General features: G+C 37.7%; 18 protein-coding genes and 1 pseudogene. 8 read left to right on the top strand and 11 right to left on the bottom strand.

All coding sequences use genetic code 11. The features are described 5' to 3' along the window. Positions 1-59: 59 nt before the first annotated feature. Both IMO47_RS17105 and IMO47_RS17100 read left to right on the top strand, forming a co-directional pair. On the top strand, positions 60-437 hold the full coding sequence (locus tag IMO47_RS17105; protein WP_196074965.1) for a DUF2750 domain-containing protein: 378 nt from the start codon (positions 60-62) through the stop codon (positions 435-437). Between the two features lie 147 nt (positions 438-584). Next, the gene (locus tag IMO47_RS17100; RefSeq protein WP_004830393.1) at positions 585-1,016 is read left to right on the top strand and encodes a CBS domain-containing protein; all 432 of its coding nucleotides are present in this window, start codon (positions 585-587) and stop codon (positions 1,014-1,016) included. An 80-nt stretch (positions 1,017-1,096) separates the two neighbouring features. Here the strand turns inward: IMO47_RS17100 and IMO47_RS17095 are convergent, their stop codons facing one another. The 10 genes from IMO47_RS17095 to IMO47_RS17050 all read right to left on the bottom strand — a co-directional run bounded on the left by IMO47_RS17095 (position 1,097) and on the right by IMO47_RS17050 (position 10,749). After that, complete coding sequence (locus IMO47_RS17095; protein ID WP_196074964.1) at positions 1,097-2,530, bottom strand: MoeA protein; 1,434 nt, start codon at positions 2,528-2,530, stop codon at positions 1,097-1,099. A gap of 211 nt (positions 2,531-2,741) precedes the next feature. Then, positions 2,742-3,950 carry a tryptophan synthase subunit beta gene (gene trpB / locus IMO47_RS17090; protein WP_196074963.1) on the bottom strand — a complete coding sequence of 403 codons (1,209 nt, stop codon included), beginning with the start codon at positions 3,948-3,950 and terminating at the stop codon, positions 2,742-2,744. A 76-nt stretch (positions 3,951-4,026) separates the two neighbouring features. Further along, positions 4,027-5,214, bottom strand: coding sequence for a VWA domain-containing protein (locus IMO47_RS17085; RefSeq protein WP_196074962.1), 1,188 nt, complete (start codon positions 5,212-5,214; stop codon positions 4,027-4,029). 15 nt (positions 5,215-5,229) lie between these two features. Next, complete coding sequence (locus IMO47_RS17080) at positions 5,230-6,081, bottom strand: MoxR family ATPase (protein WP_196074961.1); 852 nt, start codon at positions 6,079-6,081, stop codon at positions 5,230-5,232. A 20-nt stretch (positions 6,082-6,101) separates the two neighbouring features. Beyond that, positions 6,102-6,515: a hypothetical protein gene (locus IMO47_RS17075; RefSeq protein ID WP_004830388.1), complete on the bottom strand. Its 414-nt coding sequence runs from the start codon at positions 6,513-6,515 to the stop codon at positions 6,102-6,104. Further along, positions 6,508-6,813, bottom strand: a complete 306-nt coding sequence (locus IMO47_RS17070) for a YcgL domain-containing protein (RefSeq protein WP_196074959.1) — start codon at positions 6,811-6,813, stop codon at positions 6,508-6,510. The genes IMO47_RS17075 and IMO47_RS17070 overlap by 8 nt, the downstream gene beginning before the upstream one ends. Before the next feature lie 203 nt (positions 6,814-7,016). After that, on the bottom strand, positions 7,017-8,159 hold the full coding sequence (locus IMO47_RS17065; protein ID WP_196074958.1) for an HRDC domain-containing protein: 1,143 nt from the start codon (positions 8,157-8,159) through the stop codon (positions 7,017-7,019). Positions 8,160-8,512: 353 nt separating this feature from the next. Continuing rightward, a complete protein-coding gene (gene recR / locus IMO47_RS17060) occupies positions 8,513-9,109 on the bottom strand; it encodes a recombination mediator RecR (protein WP_196077043.1) in 597 nt (198 codons plus the stop codon). 10 nt (positions 9,110-9,119) lie between these two features. Then, positions 9,120-9,449, bottom strand: coding sequence for a YbaB/EbfC family nucleoid-associated protein (locus IMO47_RS17055; protein WP_196077042.1), 330 nt, complete (start codon positions 9,447-9,449; stop codon positions 9,120-9,122). A 112-nt stretch (positions 9,450-9,561) separates the two neighbouring features. Next, positions 9,562-10,749 carry an O-succinylhomoserine sulfhydrylase gene (locus IMO47_RS17050; RefSeq protein ID WP_196077041.1) on the bottom strand — a complete coding sequence of 396 codons (1,188 nt, stop codon included), beginning with the start codon at positions 10,747-10,749 and terminating at the stop codon, positions 9,562-9,564. A 141-nt stretch (positions 10,750-10,890) separates the two neighbouring features. Between IMO47_RS17050 and IMO47_RS17045 the strand changes: the two genes are divergently transcribed. The 5 genes from IMO47_RS17045 to IMO47_RS17025 all read left to right on the top strand — a co-directional run bounded on the left by IMO47_RS17045 (position 10,891) and on the right by IMO47_RS17025 (position 14,988). Continuing rightward, on the top strand, positions 10,891-11,982 hold the full coding sequence (locus IMO47_RS17045; RefSeq protein WP_196077040.1) for an alpha/beta fold hydrolase: 1,092 nt from the start codon (positions 10,891-10,893) through the stop codon (positions 11,980-11,982). A 9-nt stretch (positions 11,983-11,991) separates the two neighbouring features. Continuing rightward, complete coding sequence (locus IMO47_RS17040) at positions 11,992-12,864, top strand: NAD(P)-dependent oxidoreductase (protein ID WP_196077039.1); 873 nt, start codon at positions 11,992-11,994, stop codon at positions 12,862-12,864. A gap of 81 nt (positions 12,865-12,945) precedes the next feature. Continuing rightward, entirely contained in the window at positions 12,946-13,215 is a 270-nt protein-coding gene (locus IMO47_RS17035) for a YARHG domain-containing protein (RefSeq protein ID WP_196077038.1), read from the top strand. Positions 13,216-13,243: 28 nt separating this feature from the next. After that, positions 13,244-13,660: an HIT family protein gene (locus IMO47_RS17030; protein ID WP_196077037.1), complete on the top strand. Its 417-nt coding sequence runs from the start codon at positions 13,244-13,246 to the stop codon at positions 13,658-13,660. A gap of 221 nt (positions 13,661-13,881) precedes the next feature. Further along, entirely contained in the window at positions 13,882-14,988 is a 1,107-nt protein-coding gene (locus IMO47_RS17025; protein WP_196077036.1) for a porin, read from the top strand. Between the two features lie 65 nt (positions 14,989-15,053). On the opposite strand, the gene IMO47_RS17020 is transcribed toward IMO47_RS17025, so the two are convergent. Further along, positions 15,054-16,283 carry a hypothetical protein gene (locus IMO47_RS17020; RefSeq protein WP_227552397.1) on the bottom strand — a complete coding sequence of 410 codons (1,230 nt, stop codon included), beginning with the start codon at positions 16,281-16,283 and terminating at the stop codon, positions 15,054-15,056. 161 nt (positions 16,284-16,444) lie between these two features. Between IMO47_RS17020 and IMO47_RS19795 the strand changes: the two are divergent. Beyond that, positions 16,445-16,540: pseudogene (locus IMO47_RS19795) on the top strand (hypothetical protein); the annotation flags it as partial. Positions 16,541-16,660: the final 120 nt, after the last annotated feature.

Raw genomic sequence — 16,660 nt, 5'->3', positions numbered from 1 at the left:
CACAGTTCTTGAATGTATTTCTATTACAATAACCCTGGTACATAAACAGACTATCGACTATGAAGAAGTATACTCACCTCCAACCTATATCGAACGAATTGTTTATTAAAATTTCTATTCTAAAATCACTGATGTATTGTGGCGTGCTTTGGGGACTTTATCATGATGGCTGGGCAATGAAATCAGCTTCAGAAGAAGTCTATTTCCCATTCTGGCTGAATGCCGTTCAAGCACACCAATACGCCAAGATTCATTGGCCTCACTACACACCGCGTAAAATAACACCAAAAGACTTCCGAGAATCTTTACTACCCACGCTTACCCGTTTGAATATCATGCCTGCATTATTTAACTCTTCATCTCGGAAGTTCAAACTTTCAACCTCTCAAATGGATCATTTCTTTTTTCACAATACCGCGCAATTTCAAACCGCTTAGGGGACCATTACGATATTTTTATGTTTTCAAAATGTTGTAAAAAATAAACTTTATATTTTGTGACTGTAGAGTATTTGCAAAGTTAAAAAATACAGTTAATTTAAAGATGTGCAGATTGATCAGCACCAAAGAAAAGGAAGAATAATTATGACGACAGTAGCACAGGTCATTCAAGATAAAATTGGTCATGAAATTTACACGATTTCACCCTCTGCCACCGTATTAGAAGCCATTACGCTTATGGCAAATAAAGGTATTGGGGCTGTCGTGGTCACAGAAGATACAAAAGTTGTCGGCATCCTTTCTGAGCGCGACTACACCCGTAAAATCGCACTGATGCAGCGTACCTCAGATCATACAACCGTTGCTGAAATCATGACTTCCAAAGTTATTTCAGTCACACGCAGTCATACAGTCGAACAATGTTTAGGTTTAATGACTGATGGTCATTTACGTCACTTACCGGTTATTGAAGCAGAAAAATTAGTTGGTTTTGTATCTATTGGAGATCTTGTTAAGGCCACAATGGAAGATCAAAGAAAATTGATTGAACAGTTACAACAATATATTTCTGGCTAAGTAAAAAGATATAGCCCTGCTACTCATAGAGGGCTATATGATTAACAATTTTACCTTAGGGTGAATACTTCAATCATTTTCTAAATTTCTAGATAATAAAAATAATCACCTGCGCTTAATTGCTGCTCTTCATTTGGTACTGGAATAAAACAATTACATTCTTTAAAGAAATTCAACATATCAGGACGTTCATTTTCGACAGTGATTATTTTAATTTCTGGAATTTCTTTGGTCACAATTCTATGTCTTTCATCATAAGTCGTAGGTGATACATAAGCCCATAAAAATGTGTATTTGTACTCTTGGTCAATAACAAGACTATAATCATGGCTTAAAATCCCTATTTTCCATTCAGGGAGAACAGGTTTTCGATACATCCGCTGTAATATAGTGGGCTTTACCAATAAATGCATATTTACAATGATATCAAGGATGTAACCTGAGATATAACCCATCAAGGCTTTATCTTCATAAGTCATCGTTCTTTGGACAATCAAACGCCCTTGTTCATTACAGAACCTCACATCTTCTCGGCACACATCGCTTCGTAAAGCGCCTGAAAATAATCTGAAATGATTGCCAGTCGTTTGGATTTTTTGATTATACTCACCTTGAGAATATAGTCTTGTTAATTCATTTAAAGATCTAAACAAACCCAATTGTTTGAAAAAAAGATCATCTGCTAAACCGCATGCAACAATATAATCATAGTTTTGGGTAAGCTGATGAATATTGTTTAAATAAGTTTCAAAACCAGTCGCAATGCTGTCATCAGTAGTTTCTGTATTTGGCGGGACATTTTTGAATGGTTTTATTTTAATCACTTCAAAATCAAAACCCCAGCTCTGCATGCAATCCTGAATATATTCCATTTCAAAATTTTTATTCAAATTTTCAAGATCATAATCTACGCAAAGCACTGCAAATCTTAACTTTTTATAAACCTCTATTTCACTTACACCCGCCTGTCTTAATAAGGCTTTTTTGGCATTGGTAATAATATCATCTTTTTTTAAAATCAAATCCTTCTCTAGATAGTCAGCCCCAATATTGACAATGCCGGTTCCTTTTTTTATATCAGCCAGCACATCTCCTTTTTCAGGACTAAGATAAGCCGCTCTAAACCAGGGTAAATATTGTTCTAAAGATATCACCGTATTTGCTATACCGCCTATTTTCATATATGGCGCTATACCGGACAGGTATGGTTTTGCCTCTTTAATTATAAATGGATTTTTACCGTTCATTAAATCCTGGAGGAAATGTATGGTTTCGATTTCTTTATACTGCTCTACAGTAATAATATCATCTTGGATATTCAAAAATTTCCCAGAAATTGCTGATAATGCTACAGCCGGATATGCTGAATTCGCAAAAATATCTACTGCAAGCTTTCTGCCTAAACAATTTTTTAAGGATATTTTTTCTGTTAAATTTGAAATAGGCATGACTTGAGCAATATGCTCCTGCTGCCATAAATTATAATTTATATATTTACGGTTTCTGATTTCCAATGTAATGACTCAACAATGTTATAAAATTAAGCGGCAATGCTTCAATGATTTTTATTAAAAATAGAACATCTGATATCATTTAAATATCAAACAATTTAAACTGATTTTATTGCTTCCCCCCTTTCCTCTCATTAATTCCAATAATTTCATTATGATAACAGATAAATAAAAAACCCGGCCAAAGCCAGGTTTTAGAGTGTTTGGTTTTAAATCAATTAAGATTTAGCTTTCCTGCAACGTAGTCTGCATCTTTATCACCACGTCCAGAAAGATTGACTACAATTTTAGCTTCCTTGGATAATTTCGGTGCTTCACGAATTGCCCAAGCCACAGCATGTGAACTTTCCAATGCAGGCACAATGCCTTCTACACGAGACAACATCATAAAAGCATCTAAACATTCCTGATCAGTGGCCGTTGAATATTCCACACGTCCCAAATCTTTCAAAAAGCTATGTTGTGGTCCAACACCGGGATAATCCAAACCAGAAGCAATCGAATGGACAGGCAAAGGCTCACCCCGCTCATCTTCAAGTACATAACAAGCCATACCATGAATTTGACTCGGTTTACCTAATGTCAATGTTGCTGAATGCTGTTGAGTATCCAAACCATGTCCCGCCGGCTCTACCCCAACCAACTGAACATCTGCATCATTTAAAAATGCTGTAAATGCGCCAATTGCGTTTGAACCGCCACCAACACAGGCAACCACATAATCAGGTTGGGCACCAAAACGATCTTGTGCCTGAACTTTAATCTCATTGCCGATTATTGACTGAAAATCACGTACCATTTTTGGAAATGGGTGTGGACCAACAACAGAACCGATGGCATAAATAAAGTTTTTAGGATCTTTTAAGTACTCATCAAATGCGCTATCTACCGCATCCTTCAATGTTGCAGTGCCTTGTGTTACTGAAACCAATTTAGCGCCTAAAATTTTCATTTTAACGACATTTGGGTGCTCTTTTTCAATATCGACTTGTCCCATATGAATTTCACATGGAATTCCCACCAATGCACAAGCGGTCGCTAAAGCCACACCATGCTGACCCGCACCGGTTTCTGCAATTACTTTGGTTTTGCCCATATACTTGGCAAGCAAAGCCTCACCTAAACAATGGTTAATTTTATGTGCACCAGTGTGATTCAAATCTTCACGCTTTAAATAAATTTGTGCGCCCCCCAATTGCTCAGAAAGACGTTTTGCATAAAATAAAGGGCTTGGGCGACCAACATAATTGGCAAATAAATCTGCCAACTCGTTCTGAAATTCAGCAGTTTGACGAATTTCTTCATAGGCAATATTAATTTCGTCCATTGCTGCTTTTAAATGTGGTGGAATAAATTGACCACCATACTCTCCAAAGAATCCTTGTTCATTCGGCAGTGCAATACCATTAATTTGATGATCCATATCTATCCCTCATTAAAATATAAGCCGTTGAATTAATCGGTCTATTGACAATTCTGCAATATTTTCGACTCAACGTTTAGCGTGACAAATATTTAGTCATATCTTCAATGCCTTTTAAAGTCATTGGAAACATATGGTCCTCAAATATCTGCTTAATCAACGCAATGGTTTGCGTGTAATGCCAGTAGTTTTGTTCCTCTGGATTAAGCCACGCTGTTTTTTCAAAATGCTGACGTAAGCGGCGCAACCATACATCACCTGCTTCATCATTCATATACTCAACAGAACCACCCACTGATTTTAATTCATAGGGTGCCATACTGGCATCACCGACGACAATAACACGATAGTCTTTACCATAAGTATTAAACAAATCCCAGGTATTCATTCGTGTAGAAGAACGGCGATGATTGTCTTTCCAAACATAATCATATAAACAATTATGAAAATAAAAATATTCTAAAGTTTTAAATTCTGTTTTTGCAGCACTGAAGAGTTTTTCACACTGGGCAATATGAGCGTCCATCGAACCGCCCACATCAAAGAGCATCAGAACTTTAATCCGATTACGCCGTTCAGGCACCATTTGTACATCTAAAATACCCTGCTTCGCAGTTTCATAGATGGTGCTATTGATATCTAATTCTTCAGCAGCGCCTTGACGTGCAAACTTACGCAACCGACGCAAAGCCATTTGCATTTGCCGTGTACCCAAAATTTGCTCATCATCCAAATTTTGATATTTACGCTGTTCCCATACTTTTACTGCCGAATTTTTGCGGCTTGGTCCACCAATTCGTACCCCTTCCGGATGGTCGCCATAAGCACCAAATGGAGAAGTACCTCCTGTGCCAATCATGCGATTCCCACCTTGATGCTTTTTATGTTGTTCACGTAAACGTTCTTCCAACATTTTCATCAATTCTTCAAGCGAACCGGCTTTCATTAATTCAGCACGTTGCTCAGGAGTAAGATGTTTTTCAAGTAGTTCTAAATCAAACCAGTCCTTGGGTAGCTTTTGAACTTTATTGAGTAAATCATCCATATCAAAGGTATGAATACCTTCAAAATAATCTTTCATGGCGCGGTCATATTTATCAAAGAATCGTTCATCTTTGACCATGACAGTTTTCACCAATTGATAGAAATCATCTTGATCCGCAAATACCAAGCCCTCACTCACCGCTTGGTTGAGATCAATCAATTCACGGGTAGATACGGGTACACCATATTTTCTGAGGGTATAAAACAATCGCACAAACATATGGCGATCTCCTCGTTAACGTCGCGACATAAAGGCTAGGCGTTCAAGCAACTGGACATCCTGCTCATTCTTGATCAATGCGCCATATAACGGTGGAATTGCCTTAGCTTTATCATGATTACGCAACACATCTTCTGGCATATCATCTGCCATAAGCAAGCTCAACCAATCAATCAATTCCGAGGTTGATGGTGGTTTTTTTAAGCCAGGGACCTGACGCAATTTAAAAAACACTTGCAGCGCTTCTGAAACCAAAGTTCCAGAAATATTTGGAAAATGTACCGCAATGATTTCACGCATGGTGGCTTCATCCGGAAACTCAATATAATGAAAGAAACAACGACGCAAAAACGCATCCGGCAGTTCTTTTTCATTATTTGAAGTGATAATCACGATAGGACGCTGAGTAGCTGTAACGGTTTCCCCTGTTTCATAAACAAAAAAAGACATTTTGTCCAGTTCATGCAACAAGTCATTTGGAAACTCGATGTCTGCCTTGTCAATTTCATCAATCAACAATACACAACGTGATTCACTGGTAAATGCGTCCCATAACTTTCCGGGCTTAATATAGTTTTTGATGTCATAGACACGATCATCACCCAACTGACTGTCACGCAAACGTGATACAGCATCATACTCATACAAACCTTGTTGAGCTTTTGTTGTCGATTTAATGTGCCATGTAATCAGCTTAAGCCCTAAGCTTTCAGCAACCTGTTCTGCCAGTAAAGTCTTACCTGTTCCAGGTTCACCTTTAACCAGAAGGGGTTTTTGAAGTGCACGGGCAGCCTTTACAGCTAATTTTAAACTATCAGTTGCGATATACTGTGCAGTACCAGTGAATTGTTGAGCATCAACAGACATACATTACCTTTATTTTTTATTTAAAGTGGTGAAATATTTTTAGCTACAGCATTGGCTTGCGTATTTTTATTGGTTTTGTATTTCGACCAAAAAAATCCGATGATCAATCCCAGGCCCATCACGAATGCAATTAAGGCAATGTTGGACCAGATCAAAGCAGAATCTTTTGTTAAAATACCAAATAGCAATCCAAATATTGCAGGCGCAATTGCTGAGTTTGGTCCTTCAGAAATGGTGGGTGTTGCAAGAACTGCAAATACGATAATCCATGTAATCCCACCAAGCGGTGATGGCAGTCGTTTTGAAATTGAATACCAACACCATAAAATCAAGAGCGTCCCAAGAATATAGACAGAAATCGCAATATTATCTTCTGGGATCGAATCCAATAGATCTAAAAAACTTGTCCATATTCCTGATAACTGATCAAGCACCGCGTAATCCCTCTGGTTCAACCGCATTAGGATTAATTAAACCTTCTGGCGGCATTTGAATAAAGAAGCCTTTTGTAGTCAACGAATCAATCACATGCAGAACATTGACTCGGGCTAATTTTCTTGATTCGTTAAGTTCAAGGTGCATGACATGTGTTGCACGACCAAAAGCAATACGTACAGGTTCAGATAAAACATCTAGAGGATCTGCGCTTTGGTCATGGTCTGGATGATTAGGACGAGCCACATAAAGATACATTTCGTCTTTTTTGCTCGATTTATAAATATCACAATGCATTTTAAACAACAGCTTCTATAAAACTTATGTGACAGCATACATGAAAAAAACGAGAGATACATTATCGAAATTTAACGTATCAGTCGTTATTTATGACCATTTTTGAAATCTTTGAGCAAAAATAAAGCATCGCATATCGTGACGCCACTTTAACAGATGTTGTTAAAAAACCATGCAAACTGATCTTTAAACAACACTTCAAGTCATTCATTCACTTTCATTTGCATACTTAAATAATGAATATCTGCATGTAGTAACTGAATCAGCGGTTGCGTCAAATGCTCGTAGCGCCAGCCTAGTAAATAGCGCGGTAAATCTTGTTCTTTGCCTTGAAACACCACATGATGATACAAAGCATTCAACCACTTTTTACGCATGAGTACTTCTTTAGGGACTTGCATATCCAATGAAATTTGTGAAATTAACTCATCAACTTCAACCGTGATGCCTTGCGAGGAATGTTTGATTGGTCGTGCAATTCGTAATGGCCATTCATCCATCTCAGGTAAGAATTTCAATAGGTCTAAAATAGTTTTACCATGTTCACGAACGATATTCGGACGAATGCCCTTTACATTGGATAATTGAAAATTATTCTTAGGATTGACTTCAACCAAATCAATCATTGTTGCATTTTTAAGAATGAAACTACGGGGTTGATTCAGCGCCTTGACCATTTCTTCACGCCATACACACAACTGTTGTAATTGCATCAATTGTTTTCGCGAGTGGCGATAGTTGCCAATATCACTGTATAACTTTTCTTTTGGCGTTTCTGAAGCAATTTCTAAGGTCAGATTTTGGCAATCTTCCAATACTTGTTGGTATAAGTTCTTCTGTTTTAACTGAGCTTTAACTTTTTCAGCCAGACTCATAATGTAGAGAACATCGTTTGCAGCATAATTCATCTGCTCACTTGTTAAAGGGCGGGCCAACCAATCTGAACGCGTCTGATCTTTATCAATATCAATATCTAAAATCAGTTTCAAAGCATTTTGATAACTGACCTGTAAGCCATGCCCTAGAAATGACAACGCTACTTGGGTATCGAACACATTTTCAAGATTTTTTTTATCCGCATAATGATAGATTAAATCAATATCTTCACCACAGGCATGAAAAATATTTTGCTGTGCTTGAAATAGTCGATGCCAAAACTGATCTAAATTTAGCGTGGTACCATCGAGTAAAAACACTTGACCATTGACATTGATTTGAAATACACCGAGTTTAGGCCAAAATGTATCAACCTTGATAAATTCAGTGTCTAGACCATAGATTGATGTGTGTTGCATTAAATTCAACACAGATTCAAGTTCAGTCTGTTGATTAATAAATTGGAACATGTCAGCTTAAGTCAAAATGTTACATTCAAATGAAATATGATTTTACCTTAATATATAAAATTTAAATATAATATTTTTAAACTAATTTGAGATAAATATCTTATTTTTCAATAAAATTATTTTTAAAATATCCATTTTATATATAGGTTTTAGAACTTAATGAATTGATCCTTTAGAAAAAATAATGAATCATAGACTGACCGTTCTATCCAAGGGAGTTTACCTCATTTTTCTCGAAGTTATGTAAATAATTTTAAATAAAATCGAGTTTGCCTATCTTTTAAACACCACACATTCTGCATAAAATGAGTGAAAATAAACAAACCCGTTATTTGATGAAGACAAAAAAAGTATTATTTCATCTTCATCCGATTATGTACTGCTTGACTCAGTGTATGGCTATCAACATATTCCAGTTCACCACCTTGTGGAACTCCCTGAGCAATTCTTGTCATCTGTAAAGAAAGATGTTTGGTTGCTTCTACAAGATAATGTGCTGTCGCTTGACCTTCTACAGTTGCATTGGTTGCCAAAATCACTTCAGTAATTTTGCCATCACTTAAACGTTGCACCAAGTAAGGTATACCAATTTCTTCAGGACCAATTCCATCTAAAGGTGACAAATGACCACCCAGTACATGATATTTTCCACGAAAGCTTCCGCTTTGCTCTATTGCCATAACATCAGCAGGAGATTCAACTACACAAAGCAGTTGATCATCTCGATCGTTTGAACAACAAATATCACAGACTTCATTTTCTGTCAGAGAGTGGCAAATACTACATTCATGAATAAAAGAAGTTGCTTCATTTAACGCATGTGCTAAACCAATCGCACCTTCTTTGTTTTTCATAATCAGATGCAATGCCATGCGTTGAGCCGATTTTGGTCCAACACTGGGCAATATCCGTAATGCTTGTACAAGCTGATCAAAACGTTCACTAAACACCTAAGATTCCTTAGAACAAACCTGAAAGACCAGGAGGTAGCCCCATTCCTGAATTGGCTTCTTTCATGGTTGCTTCTGAAATGCTCTCAGCTTGACGTGCGGCATCATTCATTGCAGCAGCAATCAGATCCTCAATCATTTCCGGATCGTCCTGTAATAAATCCGGGCTGATTTCGATACGTTTAACCACATTACGGCAGGTCATGGTTACTTTGACTAAACCACCACCAGCTTCTGCTTGAACTTCAGTTTGAGCCAGTTTTTCTTTTGCTTTCTTGACATTGCTTTCCATGTCTTTTTGCATGCGCTGTGCTTGTTGCATCAACATATTAATGTTCATAAGGTACTCCGAACAAAGTCTACAAATTAATTTTTACCTAATTTTCTGTCGTGAATGCTTGGTTGTAAGTTCACAAAATGAATCTAAGGCTATATTTACAAATTAGCTTATCTTAAATTAAATCTAATCCGTGAGAAAGGTCACGAATGATATCATTGACGTCTTCTAAACCAACAGATAAACGGATTAAACCTTCACGAATACCCGCTGCAGCTTTTGCTTCAGGCGAAAGTTTACCATGTGTCGTTGTGGCAGGATGAGTTATGGTTGACTTGGCGTCCCCTAAGTTGCCTGTAATTGAAATGAATTGTGTATGATCGATGACTTTCCATGCCCCTTCTCGCTCACCTTTCACTTCAAATGAGACAATCCCACCAAAGCCAGTTTGCTGTTTCGCCGCCAATTCATGACCACTATGCTCTGGCAATCCCGCAAAATAAACTTTCTCAACTTTCGGATGTTTAACCAACCATTCAGCGATGATCTGTGCACTTTCAGAGTGCGCTTTCATACGCAATCTCAGTGTTTCCAAACCTTTTAAAAATACCCAAGCATTGAAAGGACTCATAGATGGTCCTGTAGTTCGCACATAACCAAAAACTTCTTCAAGAAGTTTGTGATTACCCACGACAGCGCCACCCAATGCTCGACCTTGCCCGTCCAAATATTTAGTTGCTGAATAAATCACGAGGTCCGCACCAAACTGTAATGGACGTTGCAAGATCGGTGTGCAGAAACTGTTGTCAATTGCCAACAAAGCGTCATTTGCATGTGCTAAATCAGATAAGGCTTGAATATCAGCCACTTCTGCCAATGGATTGGATGGTGATTCAACAAAAAGTAATTTGGTTTCAGGACGAACGGCTGCTTGCCATGCACTTAGATCTGTTAAATCAACAAAAGTCACGGCAACATTAAATTTGGCAACATACTTTTCAAATAACGCAACTGTTGAACCAAAAACAGCACGTGAACAGATCACATGATCGCCAGCTTTCAAGAAAGACATCGCGACAGCCATAATTGCTGCCATACCTGAACTTGTTGCCACAGCACGTTCACCACCTTCGAGTGCGGCTAAACGCTTTTCAAACATCGTAACCGTCGGATTGGTAAAACGTGAATAAATATTTCCTGGCTCAGCACCTGAGAATTTTGCTGCCGCTTCAGCTGCATTTTCATAAACGAATGATGAAGTCAGGAAAATTGGTTCTCCGTGCTCTCCTTCAAAACTGCGTGTATGACCTGTACGAATCGCTAAGGTGTCAAGTTGATATTCAATGTCGTCGTTCTGGCTCATTTCAACTGCTCAGTCCTAAAACTGCCTTTGTAAAATATTGCCAACATTTTGAGCGTCCTATGTATTTAAGGTCAAGGTAAAATCGCAAATTATCACATACACTTCGCATAAATCTGTATAAAAATGAGACAAACATCGCTTATGACCCAAGTATCAGCCAAGTTCCAAGTAAGGAAAGCCAAGCTAAAAAATTTAACGACACGGATCTTCAATGGCAAGTCACTGGTTTTATCTCAACGTACCCCTTATGAAGTCATTGCAGAGCATCATCAAACCAAAGTACGTTACTATGCTGCGCCAGAAAAAAAGTTTAAAGAACCTTTGGTTTTTACCGCACCACTGTCAATTAATATGGCGATTTATGACCTTTATCCGTATCGCTCATTGATTAAATATTTTACAGAACAAGGCTTTGATGTTTATTTATTGGATTGGGGAAAATTAAGCTATCAAGATCGTGATTTAAACTTTCTTTACTTTATCGATGAGTCTATGCCTTTGTGTATTGATAAGATTCGAGAGCATTCACAGAGTGATCAGATATCACTGCATGGGTGGAGTATGGCTGGAATTTTTGTCTTACTGTACAGTGCATTACAGCAACCTAATTATGTGAAAAATCTTATTGTACTTGCCAGCCCTATTGACAGTTATGCATCTGGTGGAATCGGAAAACTGTATCAACGCATCAATAATCTGATCATCAAAAACCAAAAACTTAAAGATACACTTTATAAAGGTGGCTTACCCAGAAAACTGATTCATACTCCAGGTTTGCTCAATGCTATCGGATTTAAAGTTCTTGACCCCAAAGGCTGGTATGAAGGTCACAAACAATTATTACTCAATTTAGATGATCGAGCGCTTTTACATGAACATGCCACACTTGGAAACTTTCTCAATCATATGGTGGATTATCCCGGAGGTGTAAATCAAGACATGCTGTTTAATGTATGGCTTCAAAATCCACTCAAACATGGCGCCATACAACTCAGTCGGCATAAAATAGAACTTAAAAATATTAATTGTTCTTTAATGGTTGGTGCCGGGAAAAGTGATCAAATGGTCACTGCCGATGCGGTTAAGCCTTTAATCGCATTGACAAATAGCAGTGATGTCACGTTTACTCTAATTCCTGGAGGACATTTAGGACTGATGTCCAGTCAAAAAAGTGCAGAAGAATTTTGGCCGACATTATCCAAATGGTTAGAACAACGATCGACTAAAAGTTAAGAGACAGTTATGAAGACTACAGTTGCATTCATCGGTTTAGGTGCTATGGGCTATCGCATGGCAGCGCATTTACCTCAACATTTTGATACTGTTTATGTATGGAATCGAAATTTTGAAAAAGCCAGACAACATGCAACTGAGTTCGGCACCCAAGCGGTAACATTAGAACAGGCAGCTCAGGCTGATATAATTTTTTCATGTTTACCCACCAGTCAGGATGTTGATGATTTAATCCAAGGACTAAAAATCAAATCAGGCGCGATTTGGGTAGACTGTACCAGCGGTGTGCCTGATGCAGCCCGTCTACAGGCAACACAACTCAAACAGCTAAATATTGATTTTTTGGATGCCCCTGTAAGCGGACAAACCATTGGTGCTGAAAATGCCACACTCACGTTTATGGTGGGCGGATCAGCGAATGCATTTCAAGCTGCTTTACCTGCAATGCAGGCGATGGGTAAACTGATTAAACATGTCGGTGATTCTGGCGCTGGATTTGCGGTAAAAGCAGTCAACAACATGATGATGGCCGTTCATTTGTGTGCAGCTGCGGAAGGATTCACGACACTCAAAGCACATGGCGTGAATTTGCATGAGGCATTAGATTGCATTAATGCTTCAAGCGGTAAAAGTGGTGTGACTGAATCGATCCTACCACAACGTATTCTCAACAGAAGTTTTCCGCTGACCTTTGGACTTCCTTTATTGGCAAAAGATACAGGAATTGCCATTGATTTAGTGCGAGAGGCAAAACTCTCTACGCCTATTCTTGGACTCACACAAAGTCTAATCCAGGCAGCAAACAGCATTGCCCTCCCAGACAGCGACTTCTCAACCGCGGTAAAAATGTATGAATCGTGGAGCAAAATTACATTAGATTAATTTTTCGTCATTGAATAATCACAAGCAGCCCCTATAATCTAATCAAGTGACACACGAATATGTCAATTTTGAGGCAAACTCATGAATAAATCTTTTATTATTGCAACACTTTCGGCTTTATCCATTTTTGTGGGTACGCAAGCTTTCGCGGATAATGCACAAGAATGCAAAAAATTGCAGGATGACTACAACGTAATCTATGCATCAAAAGGTTTCTGCTTTAAAGATCCTGAAGCGAAGGCAAAATATAATAATGACAATTGTTATACAAGTAAGCCTAAATTTACTGAAAAAGAGCAACAAAAACTTGACTCTATCAAGGAACGTCAGAAAGAATTGAATTGTAAATAATGACATTCATACATTTAAGGAAGTGAATATGGCTTATGATGATCAGAATATTTTTGCTCGAATCTTACGTGGCGAACTTCCAGCACTAAAAGTTTATGAAGATGATCATGTGCTTGCATTTATGGATATTATGCCACAAGCAGATGGTCACACTTTAGTGATTCCAAAAACTAAAGCCATTACATTATTGGATTTAGAACCAGAAGCAGCTGCCTATACAATTAAAATTGTTCAGAAAATTGCTCAAGCTATTGAAAAAGCACTAGATGCGAAAGGTATTGTCTTGATGCAGCTCTCTGGCGCATCAGCTGGGCAAACTGTACCACACGTACACTTTCATCTTATTCCAAGCTCCGTACACGAATTAGGTCGTCATGCTGTACAGATGGGCGATCAAGAAAAAATTAAAGCGTTGGCTGAAAAAATTAAGTCCGCACTCTTGTAAAAGATTATTCTTTATAAATGAGGCATTTACTGCCTCATTTTTTTTGGAAAAATTACATCAATATTCAGTTTACGTCATCAAATTGTCATTTATTCTTCACTTATATGTAACAAAGTTTACAGATACTGCATGCAAGTTAGTAAGTCGTGTTCGAAACAATACTTACTGAGTAAAAAAAAGTAACAGCAAACTCGCATTGAACATGTTTTGGAGAAATCTCAATGAAAAAAGTGCTACTCGCTGCAGCAATCGCCACCCTTAGCATCAGCGCAGCTCAAGCAGCGCCAACATTGTATGGTAAGTTCAACGTAACTTTAGATCAAATCGATAATAATGGTTTTAAAGACGAAAGCGTAACCAAAGTAAATTCGAATGCTTCTCGTATTGGTGTAAAAGGCGAAGAAAAATTAACTGATAAATTATCTGCTGTATACTTAGCAGAATGGCAAATCAGTGCTGATGGTGACGGTGATGCATTCAGTAACCGTAACCGTTTCGTGGGGATCAAATCAGATGGTATCGCAACATTAAAAGTGGGTCAGTTTGATTCATACTTTAAAAATGCTGCAGGAAACAACCAGGATATTTTTAACGATCACAATGAACTCGATATGACTGCAGTTCTAGTCGGTGAAGATCGTTTAAAGAACGTGATTGGTTTTGAAACTGATAAGAAATTATTGGCTGGTTTAGCATTTAACATCATGTTCCAACAAGGTGAAGAATCTTCTGCGTTAAACAACTCGGCAAAAGGTCAAAAAGGCAGTCGTGATGGCTTTGGTGATGGCATTTCAACATCATTGACTTATGACAACAAAGATTACGGTTTAGCAGCTGCAGTTGCAGGTAACTTTGGTGTAGCCTCTAAATATAATGCATATAACTCAGAATTAGGTAGCAATACAATTTATTCTGATGCAATTCGTGTGACAGGTTCTATCGACTTGAAACCAGCAGGTATCGACGGTTTAGTACTTGGCGCATTGTGGCAAACAGCTAAACCTACAGATGACACAGTTTCAACAACCTCTGGCACAACAGTTACCTCTTTTAAAGGCTTAAAAGAAAATGCATACGGCATCACTGCTGCTTATGTAATTCCATCTACGCCAATTAAATTGAAAGCTGAATATATTTCTGCGACAACTGAACTAGATGGTCGTGATGATCGTAAACAAGACCTATATGGTATTGGTGCAGATTACAACATCAACAAACAAGCGCGTTTCTACGGTGTAGTCGGTCAACAAAAGCGTGATTGGACTGCAACTTCAACACCAGAGAAGAAAAAAACTGTTGTTGGTCTCGGTATGGAATACAACTTCTAATCCATTACCCTATACCAATCACAAAAACGGCAGGTACTCTTGCCGTTTTTTTTAGAATCAAGTATCTAAAAATCTCGAATCTCATCAAACCAAGCATTTACTTTTTGTTGATCTATATCAAATTTCGACGCTTCAACAAGTTGCTGAACAGCGATTCCAGTATCTTCTCTTTCTGATGTTTCTATGTTGGGTAGTGTATTGATCTGCGCTATGAATTGATCAATGTAAAGTTTTACTTCTGACTCTGTTTTCGCTTTAATGATTTCTTTTAAAGCAGCTTTATATGCTTTTGTCGCGATCTTGGCATTCTTAGTTTCCCAGTTTTCAAAGGGGATACCATATTCTGATGTAAACCAAATTAAACTTCGTAATTTGGAGACTGAAGAATATTCTAATTGTTTTACTTTAGCCAATTGTTTTAATTCAGCATTTAACCTTTTCCCTGTTTTTCCATCAATATTCCATCCGATAAAAGAGATTAAATTTTCCCACGTACCCAAAGCAGGAAATCCCTCCAAATCTGCTGCATAACGTACTCCGATACGTTCAAGTTGGTGTAGCTGTTTTAAACTGGCTGTATTGGTTATATTCCCTGTTAAGTTCAGATTTTTTAAATGAGGAAACTGTAACAGGCTTTCACAATCTAGAGCCGGACCTAAAGGTTTAACAATCAAATCAAGTGAGACAATTTTTTCAAAATCTGGAATAATTGGCAGATGGTAAGTAGATGCTGTTTGATCTTTCTCTGTATTGGGTTCTATTCGAATGTGAGGAATTTCTTGTGTCATGATTATTTCAAAAAGCTCAATTTCCCCAGAGAGATGAAGTGAATGTAGACCAAGAGTATTTTCGACATTCTTCTGATCTAAAATCAATTTTATTGGCTCTTCATTGCTTTTTACGGAAAAATTATGAATTTGAGCTCCATTTAAATCAACACATAGTGACCTGGAGGGTTGCCAAAAGAAATCTTCGATTGCTCTTTTCTTTGACCATTCAACAAAACCAATATCATTACCCCAATAATAAAAAAATCTCGGCCAATTCCCATAGGGATATAGATGGGCATTTTGTTGACCATGAGGTGTATAGAAGCTGTTGAAACTATTCCAATCAATTTCTGCATCTTCATCAACAAGGACATCAAACTTTTTCCTGTCCATACCGATTCGACCAATCGAAAAACTTCCTTGCCCAGCTGGAATTCTAATCTGATGACTATTTGTAGCCGTTAAAGAAATATGAAGCGGTGTATCTCTATCCATGGTCATCCATTTTTTAATTGTACTATTCATTGTTCAACGATGATTTGAGTACTTGTGGTTGCATAATAAGCATAAATACAACACAGAATATACCAGGCTGAAAAGCTTAGCCATCATTCCATCTTAGCAAACTTATAAACATGCTGAATTTAATTCTGTATTTCAACCCGCCCAACTGATAATAAGATCAAAATGATCTGTTTTGACGACACTTCTATCATCCAACCCTAGAAGAAGGCATAAGAACAGCTTTAAAACACGCAAGACGGCAATTAAATCAAGCTTGATATAAAAGTTTCCACTTTATTGAAAGCTCACCCCCAGATGAGCTTTTTATTTACCTTATATACTCATCTTTCCAATTTTTCTTGTTGTTTCATTTCATCATTTTTATTTTCCATCACGCA

Origin of the sequence: Acinetobacter sp. Res13-Abat-PEC15-P4-01 (genome assembly GCF_015676285.1) — a bacterium.
Classification (GTDB): Bacteria; Pseudomonadota; Gammaproteobacteria; order Pseudomonadales; family Moraxellaceae; genus Acinetobacter; species Acinetobacter nematophilus.
Note: the sequence above shows the minus strand (reverse complement) of the source record. Positions and strands in the feature narration are given on the sequence as shown.

Bases quoted from the DNA above. Each gene is read 5' to 3' on its own strand.
- IMO47_RS17105 (WP_196074965.1), top strand. From the start codon at position 60: ATGAAGAAGTATACTCACCTCCAACCTATATCGAACGAATTGTTTATT.
- IMO47_RS17100 (WP_004830393.1), top strand. From the start codon at position 585: ATGACGACAGTAGCACAGGTCATTCAAGATAAAATTGGTCATGAAATT.
- trpB (WP_196074963.1), bottom strand. From the start codon at position 3,950: ATGGATCATCAAATTAATGGTATTGCACTGCCGAATGAACAAGGATTC.
- IMO47_RS17085 (WP_196074962.1), bottom strand. From the start codon at position 5,214: ATGTTTGTGCGATTGTTTTATACCCTCAGAAAATATGGTGTACCCGTA.
- IMO47_RS17080 (WP_196074961.1), bottom strand. From the start codon at position 6,081: ATGTCTGTTGATGCTCAACAATTCACTGGTACTGCACAGTATATCGCA.
- IMO47_RS17070 (WP_196074959.1), bottom strand. From the start codon at position 6,813: ATGCATTGTGATATTTATAAATCGAGCAAAAAAGACGAAATGTATCTT.
- IMO47_RS17065 (WP_196074958.1), bottom strand. From the start codon at position 8,159: ATGTTCCAATTTATTAATCAACAGACTGAACTTGAATCTGTGTTGAAT.
- IMO47_RS17055 (WP_196077042.1), bottom strand. From the start codon at position 9,449: ATGAACATTAATATGTTGATGCAACAAGCACAGCGCATGCAAAAAGAC.
- IMO47_RS17050 (WP_196077041.1), bottom strand. From the start codon at position 10,749: ATGAGCCAGAACGACGACATTGAATATCAACTTGACACCTTAGCGATT.
- IMO47_RS17045 (WP_196077040.1), top strand. From the start codon at position 10,891: ATGACCCAAGTATCAGCCAAGTTCCAAGTAAGGAAAGCCAAGCTAAAA.
- IMO47_RS17040 (WP_196077039.1), top strand. From the start codon at position 11,992: ATGAAGACTACAGTTGCATTCATCGGTTTAGGTGCTATGGGCTATCGC.
- IMO47_RS17035 (WP_196077038.1), top strand. From the start codon at position 12,946: ATGAATAAATCTTTTATTATTGCAACACTTTCGGCTTTATCCATTTTT.
- IMO47_RS17030 (WP_196077037.1), top strand. From the start codon at position 13,244: ATGGCTTATGATGATCAGAATATTTTTGCTCGAATCTTACGTGGCGAA.
- IMO47_RS17025 (WP_196077036.1), top strand. From the start codon at position 13,882: ATGAAAAAAGTGCTACTCGCTGCAGCAATCGCCACCCTTAGCATCAGC.
- IMO47_RS17020 (WP_227552397.1), bottom strand. From the start codon at position 16,283: ATGAATAGTACAATTAAAAAATGGATGACCATGGATAGAGATACACCG.